Annotated in this window: 15 protein-coding genes; 12 read left to right on the forward strand and 3 right to left on the reverse strand. The window is 58.3% G+C overall.

The window, feature by feature from the left end:
- The first annotated feature begins 101 nt into the window (after positions 1-101).
- The 11 genes from DFS28_RS07270 to DFS28_RS07320 all read left to right on the forward strand — a co-directional run bounded on the left by DFS28_RS07270 (position 102) and on the right by DFS28_RS07320 (position 14,298).
- Positions 102-1,841 carry a protein-disulfide reductase DsbD gene (locus DFS28_RS07270; RefSeq protein ID WP_111449187.1) on the forward strand — a complete coding sequence of 580 codons (1,740 nt, stop codon included), beginning with the start codon at positions 102-104 and terminating at the stop codon, positions 1,839-1,841.
- A 131-nt stretch (positions 1,842-1,972) separates the two neighbouring features.
- Positions 1,973-2,425, forward strand: a complete 453-nt coding sequence (aroQ, locus tag DFS28_RS07275; RefSeq protein WP_111449188.1) for a type II 3-dehydroquinate dehydratase — start codon at positions 1,973-1,975, stop codon at positions 2,423-2,425.
- Between the two features lie 48 nt (positions 2,426-2,473).
- Positions 2,474-2,935 (forward strand): acetyl-CoA carboxylase biotin carboxyl carrier protein, encoded by a 462-nt coding sequence (gene accB, locus DFS28_RS07280; protein ID WP_008153753.1) that lies wholly within the window; start codon positions 2,474-2,476, stop codon positions 2,933-2,935.
- Between the two features lie 17 nt (positions 2,936-2,952).
- The gene (gene accC / locus DFS28_RS07285) at positions 2,953-4,311 is read left to right on the forward strand and encodes an acetyl-CoA carboxylase biotin carboxylase subunit (protein WP_111449189.1); all 1,359 of its coding nucleotides are present in this window, start codon (positions 2,953-2,955) and stop codon (positions 4,309-4,311) included.
- A gap of 323 nt (positions 4,312-4,634) precedes the next feature.
- Positions 4,635-5,513 (forward strand): 50S ribosomal protein L11 methyltransferase, encoded by an 879-nt coding sequence (prmA, locus tag DFS28_RS07290; protein ID WP_111449190.1) that lies wholly within the window; start codon positions 4,635-4,637, stop codon positions 5,511-5,513.
- Positions 5,514-5,543: 30 nt separating this feature from the next.
- Entirely contained in the window at positions 5,544-6,752 is a 1,209-nt protein-coding gene (locus tag DFS28_RS07295) for a DUF3426 domain-containing protein (RefSeq protein WP_111449191.1), read from the forward strand.
- A 185-nt stretch (positions 6,753-6,937) separates the two neighbouring features.
- A complete protein-coding gene (dusB, locus tag DFS28_RS07300) occupies positions 6,938-7,948 on the forward strand; it encodes a tRNA dihydrouridine synthase DusB (RefSeq protein WP_017336338.1) in 1,011 nt (336 codons plus the stop codon).
- Positions 7,945-8,265: a DNA-binding transcriptional regulator Fis gene (fis, locus tag DFS28_RS07305; RefSeq protein WP_030128251.1), complete on the forward strand. Its 321-nt coding sequence runs from the start codon at positions 7,945-7,947 to the stop codon at positions 8,263-8,265. Before dusB ends, fis begins: the two co-directional genes overlap by 4 nt.
- 81 nt (positions 8,266-8,346) lie before the next feature.
- A complete protein-coding gene (gene purH / locus DFS28_RS07310; RefSeq protein WP_111449192.1) occupies positions 8,347-9,954 on the forward strand; it encodes a bifunctional phosphoribosylaminoimidazolecarboxamide formyltransferase/IMP cyclohydrolase in 1,608 nt (535 codons plus the stop codon).
- Between the two features lie 163 nt (positions 9,955-10,117).
- On the forward strand, positions 10,118-11,413 hold the full coding sequence (purD, locus tag DFS28_RS07315; protein ID WP_111449193.1) for a phosphoribosylamine--glycine ligase: 1,296 nt from the start codon (positions 10,118-10,120) through the stop codon (positions 11,411-11,413).
- Positions 11,414-11,511: 98 nt separating this feature from the next.
- Positions 11,512-14,298 carry a hybrid sensor histidine kinase/response regulator gene (locus DFS28_RS07320; protein WP_111449194.1) on the forward strand — a complete coding sequence of 929 codons (2,787 nt, stop codon included), beginning with the start codon at positions 11,512-11,514 and terminating at the stop codon, positions 14,296-14,298.
- 21 nt (positions 14,299-14,319) lie between these two features.
- Here the strand turns inward: DFS28_RS07320 and DFS28_RS07325 are convergent, their stop codons facing one another.
- Both DFS28_RS07325 and DFS28_RS07330 read right to left on the reverse strand, forming a co-directional pair.
- Complete coding sequence (locus DFS28_RS07325) at positions 14,320-15,042, reverse strand: hypothetical protein (RefSeq protein WP_111449195.1); 723 nt, start codon at positions 15,040-15,042, stop codon at positions 14,320-14,322.
- A 56-nt stretch (positions 15,043-15,098) separates the two neighbouring features.
- Complete coding sequence (locus DFS28_RS07330; RefSeq protein WP_111449196.1) at positions 15,099-15,890, reverse strand: hypothetical protein; 792 nt, start codon at positions 15,888-15,890, stop codon at positions 15,099-15,101.
- 257 nt (positions 15,891-16,147) lie between these two features.
- On the opposite strand from DFS28_RS07330, the gene DFS28_RS07335 reads away from it, so the two are divergent.
- Positions 16,148-16,744: a MarC family protein gene (locus DFS28_RS07335; protein WP_007937197.1), complete on the forward strand. Its 597-nt coding sequence runs from the start codon at positions 16,148-16,150 to the stop codon at positions 16,742-16,744.
- On the opposite strand, the gene DFS28_RS07340 is transcribed toward DFS28_RS07335, so the two are convergent.
- A complete protein-coding gene (locus DFS28_RS07340) occupies positions 16,713-23,828 on the reverse strand; it encodes a TcdA/TcdB pore-forming domain-containing protein (protein WP_146604225.1) in 7,116 nt (2,371 codons plus the stop codon). The two genes, DFS28_RS07335 and DFS28_RS07340, sit on opposite strands and share 32 nt — an antisense overlap.
- Positions 23,829-23,847 lie beyond the last annotated feature (19 nt).

A 23,847-nucleotide genomic window follows, 5' to 3' on the forward strand; every position in this document is an offset into this window, starting at 1 on the left:
GGCTTGCTCGCGAAGGCGTCAGAACAATCACCACAGGACTCGCCCTGCACACCCGACCGCCGTCCGCTATCATGCCCTCACTTTCGATACGCGAGATTGTCATGCGCCGTTTGCTCTGCCTGTTGTTTTTAGTGCTCGCCCTGCCGGCCACCGCCGCCGGTTTGCTGGACAGTCGGCCCAGTTCGACGCTGGGCTCGATCAACAACAGCGCCGATTTTCTGCCGGTGCGTGAAGCCTTTCAGCTGAGCCTGGTAGAAAGCACACCGCAATCGATCAAACTGCGCTTCGTCGCCACCGAGGGCTACTACCTCTACCGGCACCGCTTTCAGTTTCGCGCCGACCCGCCCGATGTAGGCCTAGGCGCCGCGCAACTGCCCAAGGGCGAACAGAAGCACGATGAGTATTTCGGCGATGTCGAGGTCTACCACGGGGTTCTCGACGTAGAGCTGCCGCGCACCGATCAACGCGCCTTCACCTTGGTGGTTACGTATCAGGGTTGCGCCGACAAAGGCTTGTGCTATCCACCCGAAACCGAGCGCCTGAGTATTGATGGCAGCGCAGGCGCGACTCCGGCCTGGAGCTGGCGCGAACTGGCGCTGTTCTTCCTCGCCGGCATAGGCCTGACGTTCACACCGTGCGTGCTGCCGATGCTGCCGATCCTGTCCGGCGTGGTGTTGCGCGGTCAGGTGGGTGGTTTGCGCGGCTTCAATCTGTCCCTCGCTTATGTGCTGCCAATGGCCGCCTGCTTCGCCCTGCTCGGGGCCTTGATGGGGATGTTCGGCGCACAGCTCAATCTTCAGGCGCGGTTGCAATCGGCGTGGGTGCTGGTGCCGTTTGCGACGTTTTTTGCGTTGTTTGCCTTGGCGATGTTTGGCGTCTTCGAACTCAAGCTGCCTTACGCTATCAGCAGTCGGCTGGATCGGATCGCCGGTCGCACCGAGGGCGGTTCGTTGTGGGGCGCTGCCGTACTGGGCGTGGTTTCCAGCCTGTTGGTGTCACCTTGCGTCTCGGCACCGCTGGCCGGCGCGCTGCTGTACATCAGCGCCAGCGGCGATGCAGTGGGCGGTGGTCTGAAATTGTTCATGCTTGGTCTGGGCATGGGCGCCCCGCTATTGCTGGTCGCCACCGGTGGCGCCGCCTGGCTACCGAAAAGCGGCCCCTGGCTGATCTATGTGAAAAACGCGATTGGCGTTTTGTTGCTGGGGCTGGCGATCGGTCTGCTCAGTCGAGTACTGCCGGATCAGATCACGTTGCTACTGATCGGCTTGCTGGCCGGTGGCGTTGGGTTGTTCATGGGTGCGCTGGAGTTCGTCTACAAACCACCGAGAAAACGCCTGGGCCAGTTGCTGGGGATGTTCCTGCTGTTTTATGCGCTGGCGTGTTGGTACGGAGCGTTCAGCGGCCAGACCGACCCATTCAATCCGATTGGCAAGCCGCGCACGGTTGCCGGCAATGAACAGCCGCAAAACACCAGCACCTGGCAAACCGTCAGCACTCCGGCCGACCTGGACCGTGTCCTCGCCGAAGCCAAATCGTCAGGCACCCCGCTGCTGCTCGACTGGTACGCCGACTGGTGCATCAGTTGCAAAGTCATCGAACATGAAGTGCTCAACGACGCCAGGGTGGTCGAACGCCTCAAAGGCTATCGACTGATCCGCTTCGACATCACCGCCAGCAACGCCGAGCAACGCGCCCTGCTCGACCGCTACAAACTGTTTGGCCCGCCAGCGCTGATGTTTTTCGGCAAGGACGGCGTCGAACACGCCGATGTGCGAGTGATCGGCGAGATCAACGCCACCGACTTCGCCGAACGTGTTGCGAAAGCAAATGACCGGATTTAATAACCCGGTCACATATTTCGCGCAAACATCGGCCATCGTGCTGGCTATTGCATAGAACTGGACAGTCACAAAGGCTTTGCGGCATAGTCGCCGGGTTCTGACAATTGCACACAGATCACAAGGAACAGCAGATGGCGACGCTACTGGTTCTGCACGGACCCAACCTGAACATGCTCGGCACCCGTGAACCGGGCACCTATGGCGCTACGACACTGGCGCAGATCAACCAGGACCTGGAACGCCGTGCCCGTGAAGCCGGCCACCATTTGCTGCACCTGCAAAGCAACGCCGAGTATGAATTGATCGACCGCATCCACGCTGCCCGCAGCGAAGGTGTGGACTTCATTCTGATCAACCCAGCAGCTTTTACGCACACAAGTGTCGCATTACGTGACGCGCTGCTGGCGGTGAGCATCCCATTCATCGAAGTGCATTTGTCTAACGTGCACAAACGCGAACCTTTCCGCCATCACTCTTACTTCTCCGACGTAGCGGTGGGAGTGATCTGCGGCCTTGGCGCCAGCGGTTACCGACTGGCCCTGGAGGCTGCGCTAGAACAGCTTGAAACACAGGCAACGACTTGAACTACAAGCGTTAAACGCCCCTGACCGACCCTTGGGAGTTGATGATTCATGGATATCCGTAAAGTTAAGAAACTGATCGAACTGCTGGAAGAGTCCGGCATCGACGAGCTCGAGATCAAGGAAGGCGAAGAGTCCGTACGCATCAGCCGTCACAGCAAGACCCCGGCTCAGCAGTACTACGCACCGGCTCCAATGCATGCTCCGGCGCCTGCGCCTGTTGCTGCTGCCCCGGTTGCCGCCGCCGCACCTGCTGCTCCGGCCGCGCCAGTTCTGAACGGCAACGTTGCCCGTTCGCCTATGGTCGGTACCTTCTATCGCAAGTCTTCGCCATCCTCGCCGTCCTTCGTTGAAGTCGGCCAGACCGTGAAGAAAGGCGACACCCTGTGCATCGTCGAAGCCATGAAGATGATGAACCACATCGAAGCTGAATCCAGCGGTGTGATCGAATCTATCCTCGTCGAAGACGGCCAGCCGGTTGAGTACGACCAACCGCTGTTCACCATCGTTTGAACCGCGGAGAGACTTTGATGACTGCGAAGTTGGAAAAAGTTCTGATCGCCAACCGCGGTGAGATCGCCCTGCGGATTCTGCGTGCCTGCAAAGAGATGGGCATCAAGACTGTCGCCGTTTACTCCAAGGCCGACAAAGAACTGATGCACCTGGGCCTGGCAGACGAATCCGTCTGCATCGGCCCGGCCTCGGCCGCGCACTCTTACCTGCACATCCCGGCAATCATCGCCGCGGCTGAAGTGACTGGCGCTACCGCCATTCACCCAGGCTACGGTTTCCTTGCGGAAAACGCTGATTTCGCTGAACAGGTCGAGAACTCCGGCTTCGCCTTCATTGGCCCGAAAGCCGACACCATTCGCCTGATGGGCGACAAGGTATCGGCCAAGCACGCCATGATCGCCGCTGGTGTTCCAACCGTTCCGGGCTCCGACGGCCCGTTGCCGGAAGACGAAGAAACGGCTCTGCGCATCGGTCGCGAAGTCGGTTATCCGGTGATCATCAAAGCCGCTGGCGGCGGCGGTGGTCGCGGCATGCGCGTTGTGCATAAAGAAGAAGACCTGATCTCCTCGGCGAAACTGACCCGCTCCGAAGCTGGCGCGGCGTTCGGCAACCCGATGGTCTATCTGGAAAAATTCCTGACCAACCCACGTCACGTGGAAGTCCAGGTACTTTCCGACGGCCAGGGCCACGCCATCCATCTGGGCGACCGCGATTGCTCGCTGCAACGTCGTCACCAGAAGGTTCTCGAAGAAGCGCCGGCACCGGGCATCGACGAGAAGGCACGGGCTGAAGTCCTCGCACGCTGCGTCAAGGCCTGCATCGACATCAACTACCGTGGCGCGGGTACTTTCGAGTTCCTGTACGAAAACGGCGCGTTCTATTTCATCGAAATGAACACCCGCGTTCAGGTTGAGCACCCGGTTTCGGAAATGGTCACCGGCATCGACATCGTCAAGGAGATGCTCAGCATCGCCGCTGGTAACAAGCTGTCGTACACCCAGGAAGACGTGGTTATCCGCGGTCATGCACTGGAATGCCGAATCAACGCCGAAGACCCGAAAACCTTCATGCCGAGCCCTGGCACGGTCAAGCATTTCCACGCACCAGGCGGCAACGGCGTTCGCGTCGATTCGCACCTGTACAGTGGCTATGCCGTTCCGCCGAACTACGATTCGTTGATCGGCAAGCTGATCACCTACGGCGCAACCCGTGACGAAGCCCTGGCGCGCATGCGCAATGCGCTGGACGAAATCGTTGTCGACGGGATCAAGACCAACATCCCGCTGCACCGCGACCTCGTCCGCGATGAAGGCTTCTGCAAAGGTGGAATCAACATCCACTACCTGGAACACAAGCTGGCTGGCGAAAAGCATTAAGCTGTGATCCATATCAACAAGGCCGCTTTCGAGCGGCTTTGTTGTTTCTGGAGCTGCACGCAAAGCCCTTGTGGCGAGGGAGCTTGCTCCCGCTCGGTTGCGCAGCGACCGCAAGACCATTCAACTGCACGGTATCAGACAGATCCGGTTCGGCCATTTTGGGACCGCTTCGCGCTCCAGCGGGAGCAAGCTCCCTCGCCACAGGTTATTCGTTCAACTCCGAACTCAGCCTACCCGGTCGTCTTCTGCCTCGCGCTCGCGTAAACTTGCGCGCTTCTCGCAGCCCGCTAGGCTGCAATCAATATTTTTCAAAGGTGCCCGCCATGCCTTGGCTGCAAGTCCGTCTCGCCATCAGCCCAGAACAAGCCGAAACCTACGAAGACGCTTTCCTTGAAGTGGGCGCCGTCTCGGTGACCTTCATGGACGCTGAAGATCAGCCGATCTTCGAACCGGAACTCAACACCACGCCGCTGTGGTCGCATACGCACCTGCTGGCCCTGTTCGAAGGTGGCACCGAAGCCGCCACCGTACTGGCCCACCTTGAGCTGCTGACCGGCAGCCCGCTGCCCGAGCATCACAGCGAAGTCATCGAAGACCAGGACTGGGAACGTAGCTGGATGGACGGTTTCCAGCCGATGCGTTTCGGCCAGCGCCTGTGGATCGTCCCGAGCTGGCACGCTGCTCCCGAACCAGACGCGGTGAACCTGCTGCTGGATCCGGGCCTGGCGTTCGGCACCGGCACGCACCCGACCACCGCGCTGTGCCTGGAATGGCTCGATGGCCAGGACCTGAAAGACTGCAACGTCCTGGACTTCGGCTGCGGCTCGGGGATTCTGGCGATTGCTGCCCTGCTGCTGGGCGCCAAGGAAGCCGTCGGTACCGATATCGACGTGCAAGCCCTGGAAGCGTCCCGCGACAACGCCGGGCGCAACAACATCGCCGAAGCACTGTTCCCGCTGTATCTGCCGCAAGATTTGCCGCAGGTTCAGGCCGACGTATTGGTCGCCAACATTCTTGCCGGCCCGCTGGTTTCACTGGCGCCACAATTGTCCAGCCTGGTCAAAACCGGTGGTCGTCTGGCGCTGTCGGGCATCCTCGCCGAGCAAGGTGAAGAAGTCGCCAAGGCTTATGCCCAGGACTTCGATCTGGACCCGATTGCCAATCGCGATGGCTGGGTGCGCATCACTGGCCGTCGGCGCTAGAATGAACGCCTGCATAAACCGGATTGCCGCATGACCGACAGCTTCGTCACCCAGTGCCCGCATTGCCAAACCAGCTTCCGCGTCAGCCATGCTCAATTGAGCGTAGCCCGCGGAGTGGTTCGTTGCGGCTCGTGCTTGCAGGTGTTCAACGCCGCCAAGCAGCTGCTTGAACAACAGGCCGGCAAAGACACGATCACCCCGGTTGCACCGGCCATCGTCGAACCGCCGGAGCCGCGAGCCATCAGCCAAAAGCAATGGTCCGCGGCCGAGCTGGATCTGGACAGTCTGGACCTGGACGAAGAGCTCGCCCGCCTCGAACAGCGGGAAATCCAACCGACCACGGAATTCGGCCGACAGCGCGAAGACAACCTGAGTGCCAGCCGGGATACCGTCGAGCACGAAGAAGCGCCGTGGCCCGACAGCCTGTTCAGCGAATCGGCCGCCGATCGTGCGCAGACCACAGAAGCCGACTTGCCAGAGCTGGAACTCGATCCGAGCAAATACTCGCGCACCGAACCTTCGCTGTCCCTGGAACCGGTGGAGCTGGACGACGAACATCTGCCGCCACAGCTGCGCCTGCACGACCCACTCGACGCACCGATGCATCATGAACGCCTGTCGGCGACCGATGACATCGACGACGATCGGCCCTCGATCGAACCTGTGCGCAAAAAGCGTGAGCCGGCTGTCCGCGCTGAAGCCCTGCAAGACCTGACCGATGACCCGCTGCAACTGGACTGGCAAAAGCGCCGCTCTCCCTGGGGCCGACGCTTTTTCTGGCTGCTACTGATCCTGCTCGGCCTCGCCGGCCTCGCCGGTCAATACATTGCCTACCACTTTGACGAGCTGGCACGCCAGGACCAATACCGTCCGTGGTTCCAGCAACTGTGCCCGCAAATCGGCTGCACCGTGCCATCCAAAGTCGACATCGCCAAAATCAAAAGCAGCAATCTGGTGGTCCGCAGTCACCCGGACTTCAACGGAGCACTGGTGGTCGACGCGATCATCTACAACCGCGCGCCCTTCTCCCAGCCTTTCCCGCTGCTGGAGTTGCGTTTTGCCGACCTCAACGGCCACCTGATCGCCAGCCGGCGTTTCAAGCCCGGCGAGTACCTCAACGGCGATCTCGAAGGGATGGCGGAAATGCCTCCGCAAACGCCGATCCACATCGCACTGGACATCCTCGATCCAGGCTCAAAAGCGGTGAATTACAGTCTGAGCTTCCATTCGCCCGAGTGAAACGGCTCAGTATTACGGCTTTGACGGCATATTTCTGACTTTGACCGCTCACACCAAACCGCTGGCGATAACAGAATAACTGTTCAGATTTTGTTCAATTCAGCCTTTATCCAGTCATCGAGAGCGGGTATCATGCCAACCCTTTTTCGAACTCTCATGATCCGACCCCACAACAGGGAAGTCCTATGTCGGCGGTACGCATCGGTCCTTACACATTGCACAACGGCTTGATTCTCGCCCCGATGGCGGGGGTCACAGACCAACCCTTTCGTCAGCTGTGCAAGCGACTGGGCGCAGGACTTGTAGTCTCGGAAATGGTCACCAGCGACATGAGCTTGTGGAACACCCGCAAATCGCGGATGCGTATGATCCACGAAGGTGATCCCGAGCCCCGCTCGGTACAGATCGCCGGTGGCGATGCACAGATGCTGGCGGATGCAGCCCGGGCCAACGTTGAACTGGGCGCACAGATTATTGATATCAACATGGGCTGTCCGGCGAAAAAGGTCTGCAACAAGGCCGCCGGGTCCGCGCTGTTGAAGGATGAAGCACTGGTGACCGAGATCCTGCAGGCCGTAGTGGCTGCGGTTGATGTGCCGGTCACCCTGAAGATCCGCACCGGCTGGGACCGGGACAACAAGAACGGCCTGACCGTGGCGAAGATCGCCGAGCAGGCAGGCATTACGGCGTTGGCGGTCCATGGGCGCACCCGTGCCGATCTGTACACCGGCGAAGCCGAGTACGACACCATCGCCGCGATCAAGCAGGCCGTGTCGATTCCGGTGTTTGCCAATGGCGATATCGATTCGCCAGAGAAAGCCCGGTACGTGCTCGATGCGACCGGTGCCGATGGCCTGCTGGTAGGCCGGGCCGCTCAGGGGCGGCCATGGATTTTTCGTGAGATCGATCATTTTCTGCGTACCGGCGAAAAACTCCCGGCACTGGAACTGATCGAGGTGGAACGCATTCTGCTAGAGCATCTGGCTGCGCTGCACGTCTTCTATGGAGACGTCATGGGCGTACGCATTGCTCGAAAGCATGTGGGCTGGTATCTCGCAACCTTGCCGGGCGCCAGGGAGTTTCGCGCCCACTTCAATCGTTTGGAAGATACGGAAGCACAATGCGCCAACGTTCAGGGCTTCTTCGCCGAACGTTACAAGAGCCTGACAGGGGACGGAGAAGAGGTGGCCGCATGACGATGATGACCGAGACTTTAGTGAGTGGAACAACACCCGTGAGCGACAATGTGAATTTGAAACAGCACCTCAATACGCCGAGCGAAGAAGGTCAGACCCTTCGCGGGAATGTCGAGAAGGCGCTGCACAATTATTTCGCCCACCTTGAGGGCGCTGCCGTCACGGATGTGTACAACCTGGTGCTCTCCGAAGTCGAGGCTCCCCTGCTCGAGTGCGTGATGAACTACGTCAAGGGCAACCAGACCAAGGCCAGTGAGCTGCTCGGACTGAACCGAGGCACGCTGCGCAAGAAACTCAAGCAGTACGATTTGCTGTAAGCATTCAATCAAACCAGAAAGGCGCCCGCGTAGAAACGGTCGCCTTTTTTGCTGACTCCTTTGCTTTTGATGGAAATTGAAATGACCGACCAGACTACCCGCCTGCCGATCCGCCGCGCCTTGATCAGCGTTTCCGACAAGACCGGGATCCTCGAATTCGCCAAAGAGCTTGAAGCCCTGGGCGTCGAGATCCTCTCCACCGGTGGAACGTTCAAGCTGCTGCGCGACAACGGTGTTGCCGCAGTGGAAGTCGCGGACTACACCGGTTTCGCAGAAATGATGGACGGCCGGGTAAAAACCCTGCACCCGAAAATCCACGGCGGGATCCTCGGTCGTCGCGGTATCGACGACGCCATCATGAACGAGCACGGCATCAAGCCGATCGACCTGGTAGCGGTCAACCTGTACCCGTTCGAAGCCACCATCAACAAGCCAGGCTGCGACCTGCCGACCGCCATCGAGAACATCGACATCGGCGGCCCGACCATGGTCCGTTCGGCGGCAAAAAACCACAAAGACGTGGCCATCGTGGTGAATGCCGGCGATTACGCCAGCGTCCTTGAAGGCCTCAAGGCCGGCGGCCTGACCTACGCTCAGCGTTTCGACCTGATGCTCAAGGCCTTCGAACACACCGCAGCCTATGACGGCATGATCGCCAACTACATGGGCACCGTGAACCAGGCGGCTGACACCCTCAGCACCGAAGGCCGCAGCGAGTTCCCGCGCACTTTCAACAGCCAGTTCGTCAAGGCGCAGGAAATGCGCTACGGCGAGAACCCGCACCAAAGCGCGGCGTTCTACGTTGAAGCCAAGCCTGCCGAAGTCGGTATCGCCACCGCCACCCAGCTGCAAGGCAAAGAGTTGTCGTACAACAACGTGGCCGACACCGACGCCGCGCTGGAATGCGTGAAGAGCTTCGTCAAGCCAGCCTGCGTGATCGTCAAGCACGCCAACCCGTGCGGCGTGGCCGTCAGCCCGGACGCCGAAGGCGGTATCCGCCAGGCTTACGAACTGGCCTATGCCACCGACACCGAGTCAGCGTTCGGCGGCATCATCGCGTTCAACCGCGAGCTGGATGCTGAAACCGCCAAAGCCATCGTCGAGCGTCAGTTCGTCGAAGTGATCATCGCCCCGTCCGTCAGCGCAGAAGCTCGCGCCATCGTGGCTGCCAAAGCCAACGTGCGCCTGTTGGCCTGCGGCGAGTGGTCGGCTGATCGCGCTGCTGCGTGGGACTACAAACGCGTCAACGGTGGCCTGCTGGTGCAGAGCCGCGACATCGGCATGATCGGTGCCGACGACCTGAAAGTCGTGACCAAGCGCGCCCCGACCGAGCAAGAGATCCACGACCTGATCTTCGCCTGGAAAGTCGCCAAATACGTTAAATCCAACGCCATCGTCTACGCCAAGAACCGTCAGACCATCGGTGTCGGCGCTGGCCAGATGAGCCGAGTGAACTCCGCACGCATTGCTGCGATCAAGGCTGAACACGCTGGTTTGCAAGTGGCAGGCTCGGTGATGGCCTCCGACGCGTTCTTCCCATTCCGCGACGGCTTGGACAACGCAGCCAAGGTCGGCATCACTGCGGTGATCCAGCCGGGTGGCTCGATGCGTGATGCGGAAGTGATTGCAGCGGCCGACGAGGCCGGCATCGCCATGGTCTTCACCGGCATGCGCCACTTCCGTCACTGATTCAACTTGATCGAAATGTGGGAGCGGGCTTGCTCGCGAATGCAATCTGTCAGCAACGACTCTGTTGGATGACACACCGCTTTCGCGAGCAAGTCGAATCGTCGCACCGCCGCTCCCACATAAAGCGCTACTGCAGCGACTTACAGAATTTGAGGTTTTTGAAATGAATGTTTTGATCATTGGCAGCGGTGGCCGTGAACACGCCCTGGCCTGGAAAGTGGCCCAGGATCCGCGCGTGCAGAAAGTTTTCGTGGCCCCGGGCAACGCCGGCACCGCCATTGAAGCCAAGTGCGAGAACGTCGCTATCGACGTGCTGGCCCTTGAACAGCTTGCAGACTTCGCCGAGAAGAATGTTTCCCTGACCATCGTCGGCCCGGAAGTGCCGCTGGTCGCGGGCGTCGTCGATCTGTTCCGCGCCCGTGGCCTGGATTGCTTCGGTCCAACCGCTGGCGCTGCTCAGCTGGAAGGTTCGAAAGCCTTCACCAAGGATTTCCTGGCGCGCCACAAGATCCCGACCGCCGACTACCAGACCTTCACCGAGATCGAGCCTGCCCTGGCTTATCTGCGTGAAAAAGGCGCACCGATCGTGATCAAGGCCGATGGCCTGGCCGCCGGTAAAGGCGTGATCGTTGCCATGACGTTGACCGAAGCCGAAGACGCCGTGCGCGACATGCTCGCGGGCAACGCATTCGGCGACGCCGGCTCGCGCGTCGTGATCGAAGAGTTCCTGGACGGCGAAGAAGCCAGCTTCATCGTCATGGTCGACGGCAAGAACGTATTGCCGATGGCCACCAGCCAGGACCACAAACGCGTCGGTGACGGCGACACCGGTCCGAACACGGGCGGCATGGGTGCCTACTCCCCTGCCCCGGTCGTGACCGCGCAAGTGCACCAGCGCGTCATGGACCTGGTGATCTGGCCGACCGTGCGCGGCATGGCCGAGGAAGGCAATGTTTACACGGGTTTCCTGTACGCCGGTCTGATGATCGACAAGGCTGGTAACCCAAAAGTCATCGAATTCAACTGCCGTTTCGGCGACCCTGAGACCCAACCGGTGATGCTGCGTTTGCAGTCGAGCCTGGTGTTGCTGGTCGAAGCGGCGCTGGCGCAAGCCCTGGACAAGGTCGAAGCACAATGGGATCCACGTCCGAGCGTCGGCATCGTGCTGGCGGCTGGCGGCTATCCTGGCGACTACGCTAAAGGTGTTGCCATCAACGGTCTCGATGCCGCTGCCGCACTGGAAGGCAAAGTCTTCCACGCCGGTACTGCACTGAAGGACGGTCAAGTGGTGACGGCCGGTGGTCGGGTACTCTGCGCCACGGCAATGGGTGCCAGCGTCGATGCCGCTCAGCAGCAGGCTTACAAGCTGGCGGCCAAAATTGACTGGGAAGGCTGTTTCTATCGCAAGGACATTGGCTACCGTGCCATTGCCCGCGAGCGTGGCGAAAATCAGGAATAAAACGCCATTCGGCCAGGCAAGGGCTTCGGGCCCTTGCCGGACTATTCCGGCGCCGCGCATAGTTATAATCTGGCATTAACCTACGAAGGGATTTCGCCGTGCGCTGGCTCAGGATTGCCATAGGATTCACCGTCACGCTGCTGACCTTGCTCTGCATGCTCCCGGCCCAGGCCGCGCAAGGCAGTGGCTGGGCGGTATTGCTCGACGAACAGGGCGACCTGCAACTCAGCGACATCCGTTCCGCTCGCTACACCAATCAATTCAGCCCCATTGAGCTGGACCGCCTCACCGCCGCCGAACCCGATGGTGCGTTATGGCTACGTTTCAGACTCGCTCCCGGCAACCATGAACAGTTGCTGCGGGTATTCGCGCCCGACCTGTCACACCTCAATCTGTATGTGCTGGACGGCGACACGCTGATCGAGCAACTGAACACCGGCACCGGCCAGCCCCAGGCTGAACGGCCGCTGCCCAGCAGCGACTTCATGTTGCCGCTGCCGCAAAACGAAAAACCTCTCGATGTTTACCTGCGACTGGTCTCCGACCATCAGCTGAGGCCTTACATCACCCTGCAGTCGGCGGTCATGACCGCAGCCAATCAGAATCAGACGCTGATCTACGGACTGTTGTTCGGTTGCCTCGGGATGTTGATCCTGTACAGCCTCGTCCGCTACGCCTATAGCCGCTCACGCAGCAGTTTCTGGCTAGCCGGATGTGAAACATTGTTGATGCTCAGCCTGTTGCTGTTGCTGAATCTGGCAGGGCCCTGGCTGCCGAACTGGCATGCGGTGCAAACACCCGGCGCCTATTTCGCCTTGCTGCTGACGGCGCCGTGCGGCCTGATGTTCGCCTATCGCTTCTTCACCCCACTCGGCCCGCACCCACTGAACAAACTGCTGATGGGGGACATTCTGTTCATCGTGGTTTGCAGCTTGCTGCTGTTGTTCGTCAACACGCTGCCCCTGAACATCATGACCTATGCCCTGGTCGCGCTGGCAGGCCTGAGCATGTTGTTCGTCAGCGCCTATCACTGGCAAAAAGGTTATCGCCCGGCGCGCCTGTTCGTCGCGGCGATGGTGGTGTTCAACATTGGCACTCTGATCATGTTGCCGGCCCTGCTGGGATTGACCCTGGTCGCACCGCAGGGCTTGATCATGACGCTGCTGGGGTTAATCTGCATCAGCGGCGTGTTGATGAGCATTGCCTTGAGTGAACGTCAGCGCAGCATCACCGAAGACCGTTTCAGCGTCAGCCGCGACCTGGCCGCCAGCAACGCCGAGATCAACGCCAAGGCCGAATTCCTGGCAAAGATCAGCCACGAAATCCGCACCCCGATGAATGGCGTGCTGGGCATGACCGAGTTGCTGCTGGGCACGCCGCTCTCGGTCAAGCAGCGCGACTATGTACAGACCATCCACAGTGCCGGCAACGAACTGCTGACACTGATCAACGAGATTCTCGACATCTCCAAGCTCGAGTCCGGGCAGATCGAACTGGACGATGTGCAGTTCGACCTCAATGCACTGATCGAAGACTGCCTGAGCATCTTCCGCGCCAAAGCCGAACAACAGAACGTCGAGCTGATCAGCTTTATCCAGCCGCAAGTGCCGCGCGTCATCAGCGGTGACCCGACGCGCCTGCGCCAGACCCTGCTGAGCCTGCTGGAAAACGCTCTGAAGAAAACCGACGAAGGCGAAATCCTGATCGTCGTCGCGCTCGATGAGCGCAGTGTCAAACCGCGCTTGCGCATTGCCGTACAGGACAGCGGTGAGCCGATGGACACCGAAGAGCGCGATGCATTGATGCACGCTGAACTGCACAGCAAGCACTTCCTCTCGGCCACCCGTTTGGGAGGCAACCTGGGGCTGGTGATCGCCCGTCAGCTGATTCGCTTGATGCACGGGGAGTTCGGGATCAAGAGCGGCGCCAATCAGGGCAGCACCTTGTGGCTGACCCTGCCGCTGGACCCTGACCGCCTCGAACACCCGACATCTGACCTTGATGGCCCCCTGCAGGGTGCACGGGTATTGGTGGTGGACGATAACGACACGTGTCGCAAAGTGCTGGTGCAACAGTGCAGCGCTTGGGGTCTGAATGTCAGTGCCGTAGCGTCCGGCAAGGAAGCGCTGGCGCTGCTGCGCACCAAGGCTCACTTGCGCGATTACTTCGATGTGGTCCTGCTGGACCAGAACATGCCCGGCATGACCGGCATGCAACTGGCGGCCAAGATCAAGGAAGACCCGAGCCTGAACCATGACATCCTGCTGATCATGCTCACCGGCATCAGCAATGCGCCCAGCAAGATCATCGCGCGCAACTCGGGGATCAAACGCATCCTCGCCAAACCGGTGGCCGGTTATACCCTCAAGACGACGTTGGCCGACGAGCTGAACCAGCGAAACAAGGGCCTCTCCCTCTCGCAGCACCTGACCACCGGCCCGACCTTACCAGTGAAGGTACCCAGCGATTTCCGCATCCTGGTGGCGGAAGACAACAGCATCTCGACCAAGGTGATTCGCGGCATGCTAGGCAAACTCAACCTGCAACCGGATACCGCCAGCAATGGTGAAGAAGCCTTGCAGGCGATGAAAGCCCAGCGTTATGACCTGGTGCTGATGGACTGCGAAATGCCGATCCTCGACGGCTTCTCCGCGACTCAGCAATTGCGCGCCTGGGAAGTCGGCAATCAGCGGATTCGCACGCCGGTGGTGGCTTTGACTGCGCACATTCTTGCCGAACACAAAGAGCGCGCGCGCCAGGCCGGCATGGATGGGCATATGGCCAAACCGGTGGAGTTGTCGCAGTTGCGGGAACTGATCGAGCACTGGGTAGCTGAGCGTGATCATCAGAATCGCACGGTATCAACGTTCCAGGCAGGCGTGTAGGGCAATCAAACCAGGCATGACTCAATCTGCCGCACAGATCTCCATGGCCGAAGCATCATCGCTCAATGTCAACATCGCTACGTTGTCCTGATACTTGTCCCTGACCTTCAAGGCAATGGCGTCGCGCACGGGGCTGTAGAGAGTTTCGGACAAGTTAGCAGCGGCGTAGCGCATGCAAACGCTGCCTTGTACATCCTCAGCCAGATGTCGCTGGGCCAGCGGATTGGCACTGATGATCTGGCGGGTCTTAAGCTCGACATACACGCTTGCGACCGATCTCGGCGTCTGCGCGATAACTACCAGCAAACGCACAGCCTTTGCGGGCGCAAGTACATCACCCGACTCGTCAGTGGATATTTTCTGCATGTGACCGCGCAGCAAACCCATTGCAGGCTCGTTGCCGGACAACCTTGCCAGCCGCTGCAATGTTGCCGCCGTAGTGCTTCCTTTATCCACAGCATCTTGTGAAATCGTTGCAATGACCCAGTCGCTGACAGACTCGACACTGTCTTGGGCGATAGACCAATCCTGTCGCCCTCTTGTACGTCGCAGCCAGTAATCATCCAGAAATTCTACATAAGTGTTGTACCAGTCAATTTCCGGAGCTTTTTCGATCTTCTTATTGGCAATCAGTTGCGCCAGCAACACGGAATTGACCAGATCCGTATATTGGGCCGCCCCATCCGCGGCCGGAATAATCACGACACAAGCCCCAACGATCAATACAGAATATTCGTAACTCATATCAACGCCCTCGACAAAAAAAAGGCAGCCGATAACCGACTGCCTATTTAGATCAATTAGATATCAATTTCTGCGATCTGGTCTTTATGAGGGACAAGTTTGCTCTTGATGGACTCACGAACTGCATCAGCGACCAATGTATTTTTGGCAAATACCGTTTCACCGCGATACAGGCTCACATTTCGGATATCCACATCCACGAACATTACTTGGGTGGAGGTGCTCTTGCGATTAAAACGCACTGCACCCACGGCCATGATTGCCTCACCGTCGACTTCGACACACGCACCGGCCGAGATTCCGCCGACGCCGTCTTTCAGCAGATTTTGCTCATAAACAGTCAGGGCAGCCGTGTCACGCTTTTGCAGGGCCGCGATCGCATCACCCGCGACCTTGAGCATCAACGCAGTCGACGGACCAGGCAATGCAACGCCGGCAACCACCGAACCGAGAATCTCCAGCACCAGCTTGTCCATACGGACGCTGGTGCCGCCGACTTCCAGATCACTGTAGTACTTGCTGACAGGCGTCCAACCTGCGATGGTCATGACTTCCCGGAACCTCAAATACCACTCTTTGCCCTGATGTTCTGCTGGGTAGAGTTTGTTCGCTGCACGGCTTGCAAAGAGAAAGGCGTTTTGAGCATCCGACCTGTTTTCGGCACTGAGTTTGCCAGAAAAGCCCAACGTGCCTTCACCCACAATAGAGCCTTTCGACGGTGCTTCGATCTCGTCGCCCACACCCATCAGGCCACGAGGACGAATAATTACCTGCTCGTCGATCTCACACTCTTCAATCGCCTCAATACAGGCAGCAACATAACTTTCACGAATAGCTTTATTATACACAATGAATTCCTTATAAAAATACCAGACAAGTTCCTCATGAACTTGCGATAAAACAATAACCAAACAAATTAACAACCACAAACCTAAACCTGTAACATTATATCCACCGCCCCAAAACAAGTTACAACAACACCCAACTAGCTATAAAAACACCCTGCCGGAAAATTAACTGACGCGTCTCTCATAACTCACATCCACAAGCAACTAACAGACTGATAGACTCCTCGTCATCCTCTCTCCTGATGCGAGCCTAAACCATGCTCCACGTGTTGTTCAGCGTTTACCTGAAGATGCTGGTGCTCTACAGCCCGTTCTTCGTTTTGTCCTGCTTTATCAGTCTGACCCGCGGTTATTCGCGCAAGGAACAACGTCGACTGGCCTGGAAAGTGGCGACTGCCACCCTGGTCTCCAGCGTCTTGCTGTACCTGTTCGGGCGGGTGATTTTCAGTGTCTTTGGCATCACCGTGGACGCCTTTCGCATCGGTGCCGGCAGTGTGCTGTTCATCTCGGCACTGGGCATGGCTCAGGGCAAGTCGGCGGTGCAGACCGACAATGTGCAGCAGGACGTCACCATCGTCCCGCTGACCATTCCCCTGACAGTCGGCCCCGGCACCATCGGCGCCTTGCTGGTGATGGGCGTGAGTCAGCCTCATTGGGACGACAAACTCACAGCCATTCTCAGTATTGCCCTGGCCAGTTTTACGGTTGGCGTGGTGCTTTACCTGTCCAACCGCATCGAGCGCATTCTCGGCGACCAGGGGTTGCAGATCGTCAGCCGGTTGATGGGGTTGTTCGTCTGCGCATTGGCGGCGCAGATCATCTTTACCGGGGTGAAGGGCTACCTGGTTCCGTGACGCCCTCCTTCGTCATTAGTGCGGCAAGCTGCCTGTCCTTGCCATCGATGGCCAGTGCCTGCACGAACTCATCAAGGGTTACGGTCATTGTGGTGCCATGAACCTGAAGACTCAGGCTCATCGCACGGCGCTCAGTCAAACCGTCGGAGTGGTTGAGCAGGATCAGGCTGTGTCCGGTATTCGGGTCAGTGAACAGCAACTGATTTTCAACCAGACTGACCCGCCACGCATCCTGCGCCCCGGTATCCAGAATCAACGTGCCAGGCATCAGTGACTCAGCGCTCAACGAACGACGACAATCAACCATAATGCATTCAAGCCGCTGCCAGACAGTGCTCGATAGGCTGCAGCTGATCGCTCTTGGCCCATAACTCAAGATCAACTGTGTTATGTCGTCAGGTATCAACGGCATAACGTCACTGAGCTCGCCCTGAAATTCCAGCATTAGTACCTCGTCTTCACGACGAGCAATGCTGTTCTCCAGCCACACATCCTTCGAAGCGCTGTATGTCAGTTGGCTGGGCGTTTCATGTAACAAGGCAACCGTTTTGTTTCGAACACCCAGCAGTCGGGTTTCCAGTCTCGTATCGACCTCACCCACCACACGATCGATACCCTCGACATACCATTGGTAGCCCGAGTAACCGCCAACCGATACAAATGCTTCGTGGGGATGTTTGCTCACCAGCGCCTTCAACGCTTGCCTCAACCTCGCATCGTATGGGTCTTTCGTCCCCTGTTGCGCCAGCACCCAGCCTCCCGTGACGCCGAAAATACGTGCCGGTTCACCGAACATCATCTCGAGTTCAACCCCTTCAAGCGTCCGCCCTCGCAGACCGGAGCCATGTGTCCATACCTGTGCAAAAGACCATTCGGGCCAGACCTTTTGTGGCACAGGCAACAGGTCCTGCCGCAGAAGCTGCAGACCATTGTCAAAGAGGGTCGGTAGTTTTTCAGGCTCAAGGAACGCTTGGCGGTAAAGTTGCCCAACGGAAACATCCAGCAGCCAGCCCGTCTCCTCATTTGGCGTCGTTGCCACCAACTGCATGACCTTGCCGGGGCCCATATCCGCCATCAGCCATCGATGGTCGACGTACCAGGCACACAGCTTTTCATCCCGTACGCCGCTACCCAGACCAAGAATCGAAAAGCTCGATGCTTGATGCGCCTTCGCAAGCGCCTCAACGTCGGTCCAGAACTCAAAGCCTATGCCCAACGGCCCTCTGGCATCCTCCAGCCAGTCTTCGGAGACTCCGGCCAGCTGCGACTGCCCTTGCTCGTTGATATCGAAATACAGCCCTTCTCTGGTCAACGCAACGTAGCGTTTTTCATTAGCGATGACTTCAATCACATTCCAGGGCTCGGTACGCTCAGCCTGGGCATCCGCACCGCTGACGGTCGTCCCGATCTTCTGGCGATAGAGGGTCCGATTGAGCTTGTCAAAGAACAGGACGGTATCCCCCTTCCTGGTCGCGGGAGTCAGCAACATCGGGCTGACCGGGCCGCGCGGTCCCTCAATCTGCGGCACAGCGGGACGAATCAGCAGGCCATCGGCAGAACGGACCCACGTGCTGAGCGATTCCTTTCTGCCCTGTGTCAAAGGTGTTATCGAGACAAACGCCGCTGGCTGATAATCCACGACTTTCACTTGGGTCAAAGGCCAAAGTTTGGAGTCCTTGACCAACAATTCGTAATCCCACAGGAAGTTCGACCACCCCCGCATCACGCCCTTGAGCAGCAGGTCTTGCTGGCGCTCGGTCAAATGACCTGCAATCGCCAGCAGCAAGACTTCGTCCTCACCCAACAGGTAGACCACCTCAGCTTCACGCCCAGTGCGCTGGGTCACTTGCTGGACAATCCGAATGACCCCCTGCCCCAGGACCTGGAACACCGAAATGCTCGAACCGGGCACCGGGTCCATCAGCCTATAGAATCGATTGACTTGCCCGGTGACCACGTCAGAGCGCCAGATGAGTGCTTCCCGGGAGCAATAGAAATACGCCTGCCCACCAATAACCGCGCCCAGCCTGGCTTGGTTCGCCAGGGCTGGTGGGAGGTCGCGAGCGTAGATGAAACGATCACGGGCCTGCTCATAAAAAGCCGCAGTGAATTGTGGTTCTTGTGGGTCTGCGAACGGAACCGGGAAATTCTGTACCGCGGTGAATGGGCTGGCTAAACGATTGGCGCGGGCCAGGTTCCTGACTCGGGCCTGGATCATCGCGGTGTCGGCAGTCGGATCGTTCTCCAGCTCTTCGAGCAGCAGTTGCCGATTCGCCCAGTTAACTCGAAACGAGTTATGCGAAGTCTGGATAACCAATTCGGGTGTGCCCATGACATGAACGTCGATAGCCCCCACCTTCAAAAGGCCCTCGCTGACAACGATGTCCTCTTCGCTCAACCAGATCGCATGCAGCGTCCAGGCCATGGAGCGAGCCTTTGCCTGTGACAGATTGATCGAGCGCACGCCCGGGGCGAGTGTCAGCGCGCAATGACCACCCACCCCTTCAACACTGTAGGTCAGCTTGCCGTGCAACATCTTGGGCAGCTCGGGCACCAGCAACAAACGCGGTTCCTCATCCAGTAAGACTCTGATCGTCGTCTCGACCTCTATCGGATACAAGTTGTGCAGGATGTACTCGGAGGGGAACTTGTAAAAGGTAAACCAGAACTGGCGATTGCCTGCTGTGTCGTACTCCAGCTTCAGCGCGGTTTCAAAATGCTCGGAACGCGTGGTCGAAAACGGCAGGGCCGAGTAATCGAAACCGAACCAGGTCTTGGCCACACACGGCAGGACAATGGCCTGAAAGGTCGTCAAATCGCCAATCGCCGCATGCTCCGGCAACCCGAGGTGTTGACGAATGTTGATGGCTTTCGAACGATCAGGATTCTGATCTGGCGGGTTCAGCGTATAGGTGTTGGCCGACAAAATTTCCTGACTGTCAAACGTCAGCCGCTGGTTGCGCAAATCAATCTCGCGGATGGCCGCGTAAGGATTCGGATAAAACACACCCTCCCTGATCGAGTGACCGCCCGAGCGATACGCCTTATCGACGCGGTTCAGGTACTGACCGATCCGCCGTCCTCGTTCCAACGTGCCATTGAACCCTTCAACCAGCGCACTGATGCCAATGGCGAACCCACCCAGGATCACACCGGCTCCGCCAAGAAACGCAGCCACCGTACTGGCACCTGCCAGGCCGGCGCCTATGCCGGCCGCGGACAGTGCCAACCCCGCGGAATCGAACGCCAACTGAGTACCGTATTGCGCCTGTTGCAGATCGTCCTTGGCATTGGCCAGCAGATAGATATCGAAACCCAGAGTAGCCAGTTGCATCACCGTGGCCAAACCATCCCTGGCAATATGTCCCAGCGCATTGACCACTACCGAGGAGGTGGTTCGGGCCACCAGCGGTGCGTCGTTCAACGCCACCCTGACCAGTTTGACCAGTTCCACGATGTCGAGCAGATTGCCATGGGCCAGTTGCGCGTAACTGAGGTAACCGTGCATTCGCACTGCTGTCGTCAGGCTGCGGTCTTCATTGATGGCGCTGATTTGCTCATGAGACTGGAGCGCTACCAACAGCGCCTGAACCGTAAAAGCTGCATTCAAGGTATGCACGGCGCTGACATCGCTCGGGTCAACCCTGCCCGGCACTGACGGCTTGACCGACAGTGTCTGGAAAGTCTCCGTCAGGTAGGAGCGGATCCGCGGAAGAACACCGTCAGTGCTTGGTACCCTGACGGTGCGCGCAGGATCCTTGAGATTGACCAGGCTGATTTCATAGTGTCCACCAGACACCTCTCGCACACTGTCGAACACCGGAACAAAGTCTCGCCCAAGGCTACTTTCCGCGTGGAGGCGATCAGCGCTGTGCTGAATCTGCTGCGCCCAGTGACGGGCGTCCAGTTCGTTCAGCCCTCGCCCCAGTCGGGCATTTTCCACCAATGAACGGGCCCGTAACTCAGCATGGTGTTCCCATGGCGCCACCGTTACCCCGATGCTGATCGGATCATGACTCAGCAAACCTGACACATTGATCTGCGATGGAAGCGTCAGATCGGCAACACGTGGACCATTGAGGTCGACGACGTTGAACGTCGCTTCCATCACGTGATTGATCTCATAGAGTTTGGCCAGCTCAGGGCTGCTGAGGAACCGCTCAAGACCACGGTGCAGGTCCTGCGCCTGTTCAAATCCGAAGACACCGAAATTCGGATCGTAGAAGTGGTAGGCACTCGACTCGCCAGCGACGACTTTTGCCACCAACAGGGAATGGCTTTCGGTGTTAAGCATCAAGGTACGGGTGGAAGTACTGGCTTGCAGGGTCCGCATGACCTGATCCAGCCCGAACGCTCCTGATAAAACGCCCGACCGCGCCATTGGCACAGTTCGCAGCTCATCGAGGGTTCGCAGAAAAGCATGGGTTTCATTGGCGTCGGGCGCAAGGTTGGCATTGGCCAACCTGCCGCTCAAAGCGTCCACAGCCGAGGGGCCTTTTTCGATGGCCGCCGCCATGGCCAATACCAGCGGATAACAACGCCTTCCAGGATCGCCTTCACCCCTGACCAATAAACCCTGAGGCATCAACCTCCCCGTCGAAGCACCTTGCTCGATGAAGGTTTCCAGCACCGTGGCGCTGCGCTGGAAGATGTGTTGACGCAGCTCATGTTGGGCCTGAAACCTGATCTGGGCCATGTGCTCGCCCCATTGGCGCAAGGTCAGCGGTTTCTCGAACGCGAGGGCCTTGAGCACTTGAGCGCTGCTCTTCGATGGCTCAACCCTTGCCTGGGCAGCTGCAAACCCGGCTTCGAATGCAGGATGCCTGCGTGTGAGCAAGGCCTGCTCGATGGCCAGATAACGCTGGGCGAAACCCAGGTCGGTGGTGCTCTGCGCAAGGGCTCGGGTGTGCTGCCAGGCATCGTCGAAGCCGGCATTATCCAGCGTTTGCGCGCCGAACAGCCCGCCGAGTAGTACTCGATGCACCGGGCTCAACTGATCAAGCGGCAGAGAGTCGTGGCCAATGCGAACGATCATTTCATTCAGATTGCCGATCGGCTCAAAACCGTGCGAGACCGGAAGTTCGACAGGGGCTTGCGCCAGGATCCGCTGACGCTCATCGAAGCTCAGGGACCAAGGCTTATCGAAGCTCAGGTCGCCGCTAAGCTTTTCGTTCATGGCCCGGATGAAGGGGGCTCCCAGGTCATCCACCAACTGCTGCAAGATGTCGGTCTGTAAAACCGGGCGGCCTTCAATCACAGGCCAACCCTTTTCAAACGTCATGAGCTGACCTTTAAGCAGCTCCGTGATGTTCCCTTTGAAATGGGCCTTATAGCCGCCCTGGCTCGCTTTTGTTGTCTCAAGCTCGAACCAGGCCGCCTCAGTTTTGGCATTGTCTTTCCAGCTGTGATGGGTTTCTTCTTCGGTGGCGAGGTTAAAGCCGTCGAACAGGTCAACCTTGTCACTGATCTGTTGGCGGCTTTCAAGCACCGCATGGTCGTCGACAAAGTCACTCAACCCGCTGGACACCGCCGTCGGCCCGCTCATCGCAATGGCCGACTGGGCACCGAATCTGATCCCGTCGGCATCATAGTCATTGATCGCCTGCAAAAAACTGTTGAGGCTTTGCAGATTCGAGTTCCAGCTTGAAATCGGACCGTGTTGTTTCTCCAGCTCCCGGATAATCAGATCGGGAAATGCCTGGCGATCCTGAAGCGATACATGGCTGCTCAAGGCCTGCGCAACTACCCGGTCCAGGAATTGATAGTTGCTGCGAATTTTTTCCATAACGGCGGCGAGTTGTGCAGAACCCGCATGACCACTCAACAGGGCATTGGATAATCCGTTGAATGGCGTCTTGATTTGATTCGCCATCGAATCAGGCGTGTTTTTATTACCGACACGCAGACCGTTCGACGCAACCATGACGTCATTGAACGGGGCAAAAATATCGCTGAGGGACGGCGCGCTTTTGGCAAATGCGGTTATCGCCTCTCGGTGTTGTTCGGGCACCTTGGGGCGAAAATCCGCATAGGCCTGTCCCCGATTCGGAAGTAGTGTCGGGTTGTAATCAAACAATACCTGCATCACACCTATACGTTCTTCGGCACTGAAGGCGGCGAGGTCCACACCACCGAGCACTTTATGCAGAGACGGCAGCAAATCAGCATCAAGATAGGTTCCACCCTCGCTATTCAGAACTTGTAAACGTGTGATATCGGATGCAGCCGCCAAGTTGGTGCGAAACGATATTTCGCGCTCATAAATATCGAACAACGGTTGATCGATAAGCTCTACGTGTATGTCTCGATGAGCCATTTCCAGGCGTTGCAGAGATTGAAGATTGCGGGCTTTGAGCGCCTTGAGCGCACTTTCATCCTGGCCATAGGCACTGACTAAAAGATCGATTCGCGCCTGATCGGCGCTACCGCCCGCCTGTGTGACCGTCTGGATATGCTCGAACATTTGCTGTCGCAACACTCGCGTTCGCTCGATGTAACGGCGACCCAGCGCAGCAGACGTATCGACTGCGCCTTGTGGCGCAGAAATCGCCCCCAGCGCTTTGGCTGACTCGACGATAATGCGATTGGTCTCATGGGCCAGCAACGCATCGCTGTCATACCACAGGTTGAGGCTGTAACCCTGCGGGGCAAGCATTTGCCTCCAGACATTGATGTAGTCTCCCTGAATAGCACCAATGCCCCCGCCCACCCAGACAAAGTGCAACTTTTTAGGCACGGGTTTGGCGGTATTCAGGAGTTCGACCGTTGTACTCAAACGCAGGAAATAGTCCGTCAATTTATCCCGGACTTTTGGCAGTGTGGCCGCCGAACCTTTCGGGTTTGTAGATTCAAGCGTTTCCTTCAATAGACTTATCGCCGTCAGTTGAGCGTCAAGCGTCGACGCTTCGCTAGCACCGTCGAAGTAACGCAAGGCCGCTGCGTGCGCCGGCATATCTTTGAAACCGCTCAACGCAAACTCCAATTCGCTGCGATCAAACGGCGTGGGGAAAGTGTCAGTCTGATTTAGTGTTTCGCCAGTTGTACTTTTCATTTTCATATCCATATGTAAAAAGCTGACAGCCACTCACCCATCGAACAGGCTC

Origin of the sequence: Pseudomonas sp. 478, assembly GCF_003254125.1 — a bacterium.
Classification (GTDB): Bacteria; Pseudomonadota; Gammaproteobacteria; order Pseudomonadales; family Pseudomonadaceae; genus Aquipseudomonas.

What these genes read in the sequence shown, in the direction of transcription:
- DFS28_RS07270 (WP_111449187.1), top strand. Translation starts at nt 102, where the DNA reads ATGCGCCGTTTGCTCTGCCTGTTGTTTTTAGTGCTCGCCCTGCCGGCC.
- aroQ (WP_111449188.1), top strand. Translation starts at nt 1,973, where the DNA reads ATGGCGACGCTACTGGTTCTGCACGGACCCAACCTGAACATGCTCGGC.
- accB (WP_008153753.1), top strand. Translation starts at nt 2,474, where the DNA reads ATGGATATCCGTAAAGTTAAGAAACTGATCGAACTGCTGGAAGAGTCC.
- accC (WP_111449189.1), top strand. Translation starts at nt 2,953, where the DNA reads ATGACTGCGAAGTTGGAAAAAGTTCTGATCGCCAACCGCGGTGAGATC.
- prmA (WP_111449190.1), top strand. Translation starts at nt 4,635, where the DNA reads ATGCCTTGGCTGCAAGTCCGTCTCGCCATCAGCCCAGAACAAGCCGAA.
- DFS28_RS07295 (WP_111449191.1), top strand. Translation starts at nt 5,544, where the DNA reads ATGACCGACAGCTTCGTCACCCAGTGCCCGCATTGCCAAACCAGCTTC.
- dusB (WP_017336338.1), top strand. Translation starts at nt 6,938, where the DNA reads ATGTCGGCGGTACGCATCGGTCCTTACACATTGCACAACGGCTTGATT.
- fis (WP_030128251.1), top strand. Translation starts at nt 7,945, where the DNA reads ATGACGATGATGACCGAGACTTTAGTGAGTGGAACAACACCCGTGAGC.
- purH (WP_111449192.1), top strand. Translation starts at nt 8,347, where the DNA reads ATGACCGACCAGACTACCCGCCTGCCGATCCGCCGCGCCTTGATCAGC.
- purD (WP_111449193.1), top strand. Translation starts at nt 10,118, where the DNA reads ATGAATGTTTTGATCATTGGCAGCGGTGGCCGTGAACACGCCCTGGCC.
- DFS28_RS07325 (WP_111449195.1), bottom strand. Translation starts at nt 15,042, where the DNA reads ATGAGTTACGAATATTCTGTATTGATCGTTGGGGCTTGTGTCGTGATT.
- DFS28_RS07335 (WP_007937197.1), top strand. Translation starts at nt 16,148, where the DNA reads ATGCTCCACGTGTTGTTCAGCGTTTACCTGAAGATGCTGGTGCTCTAC.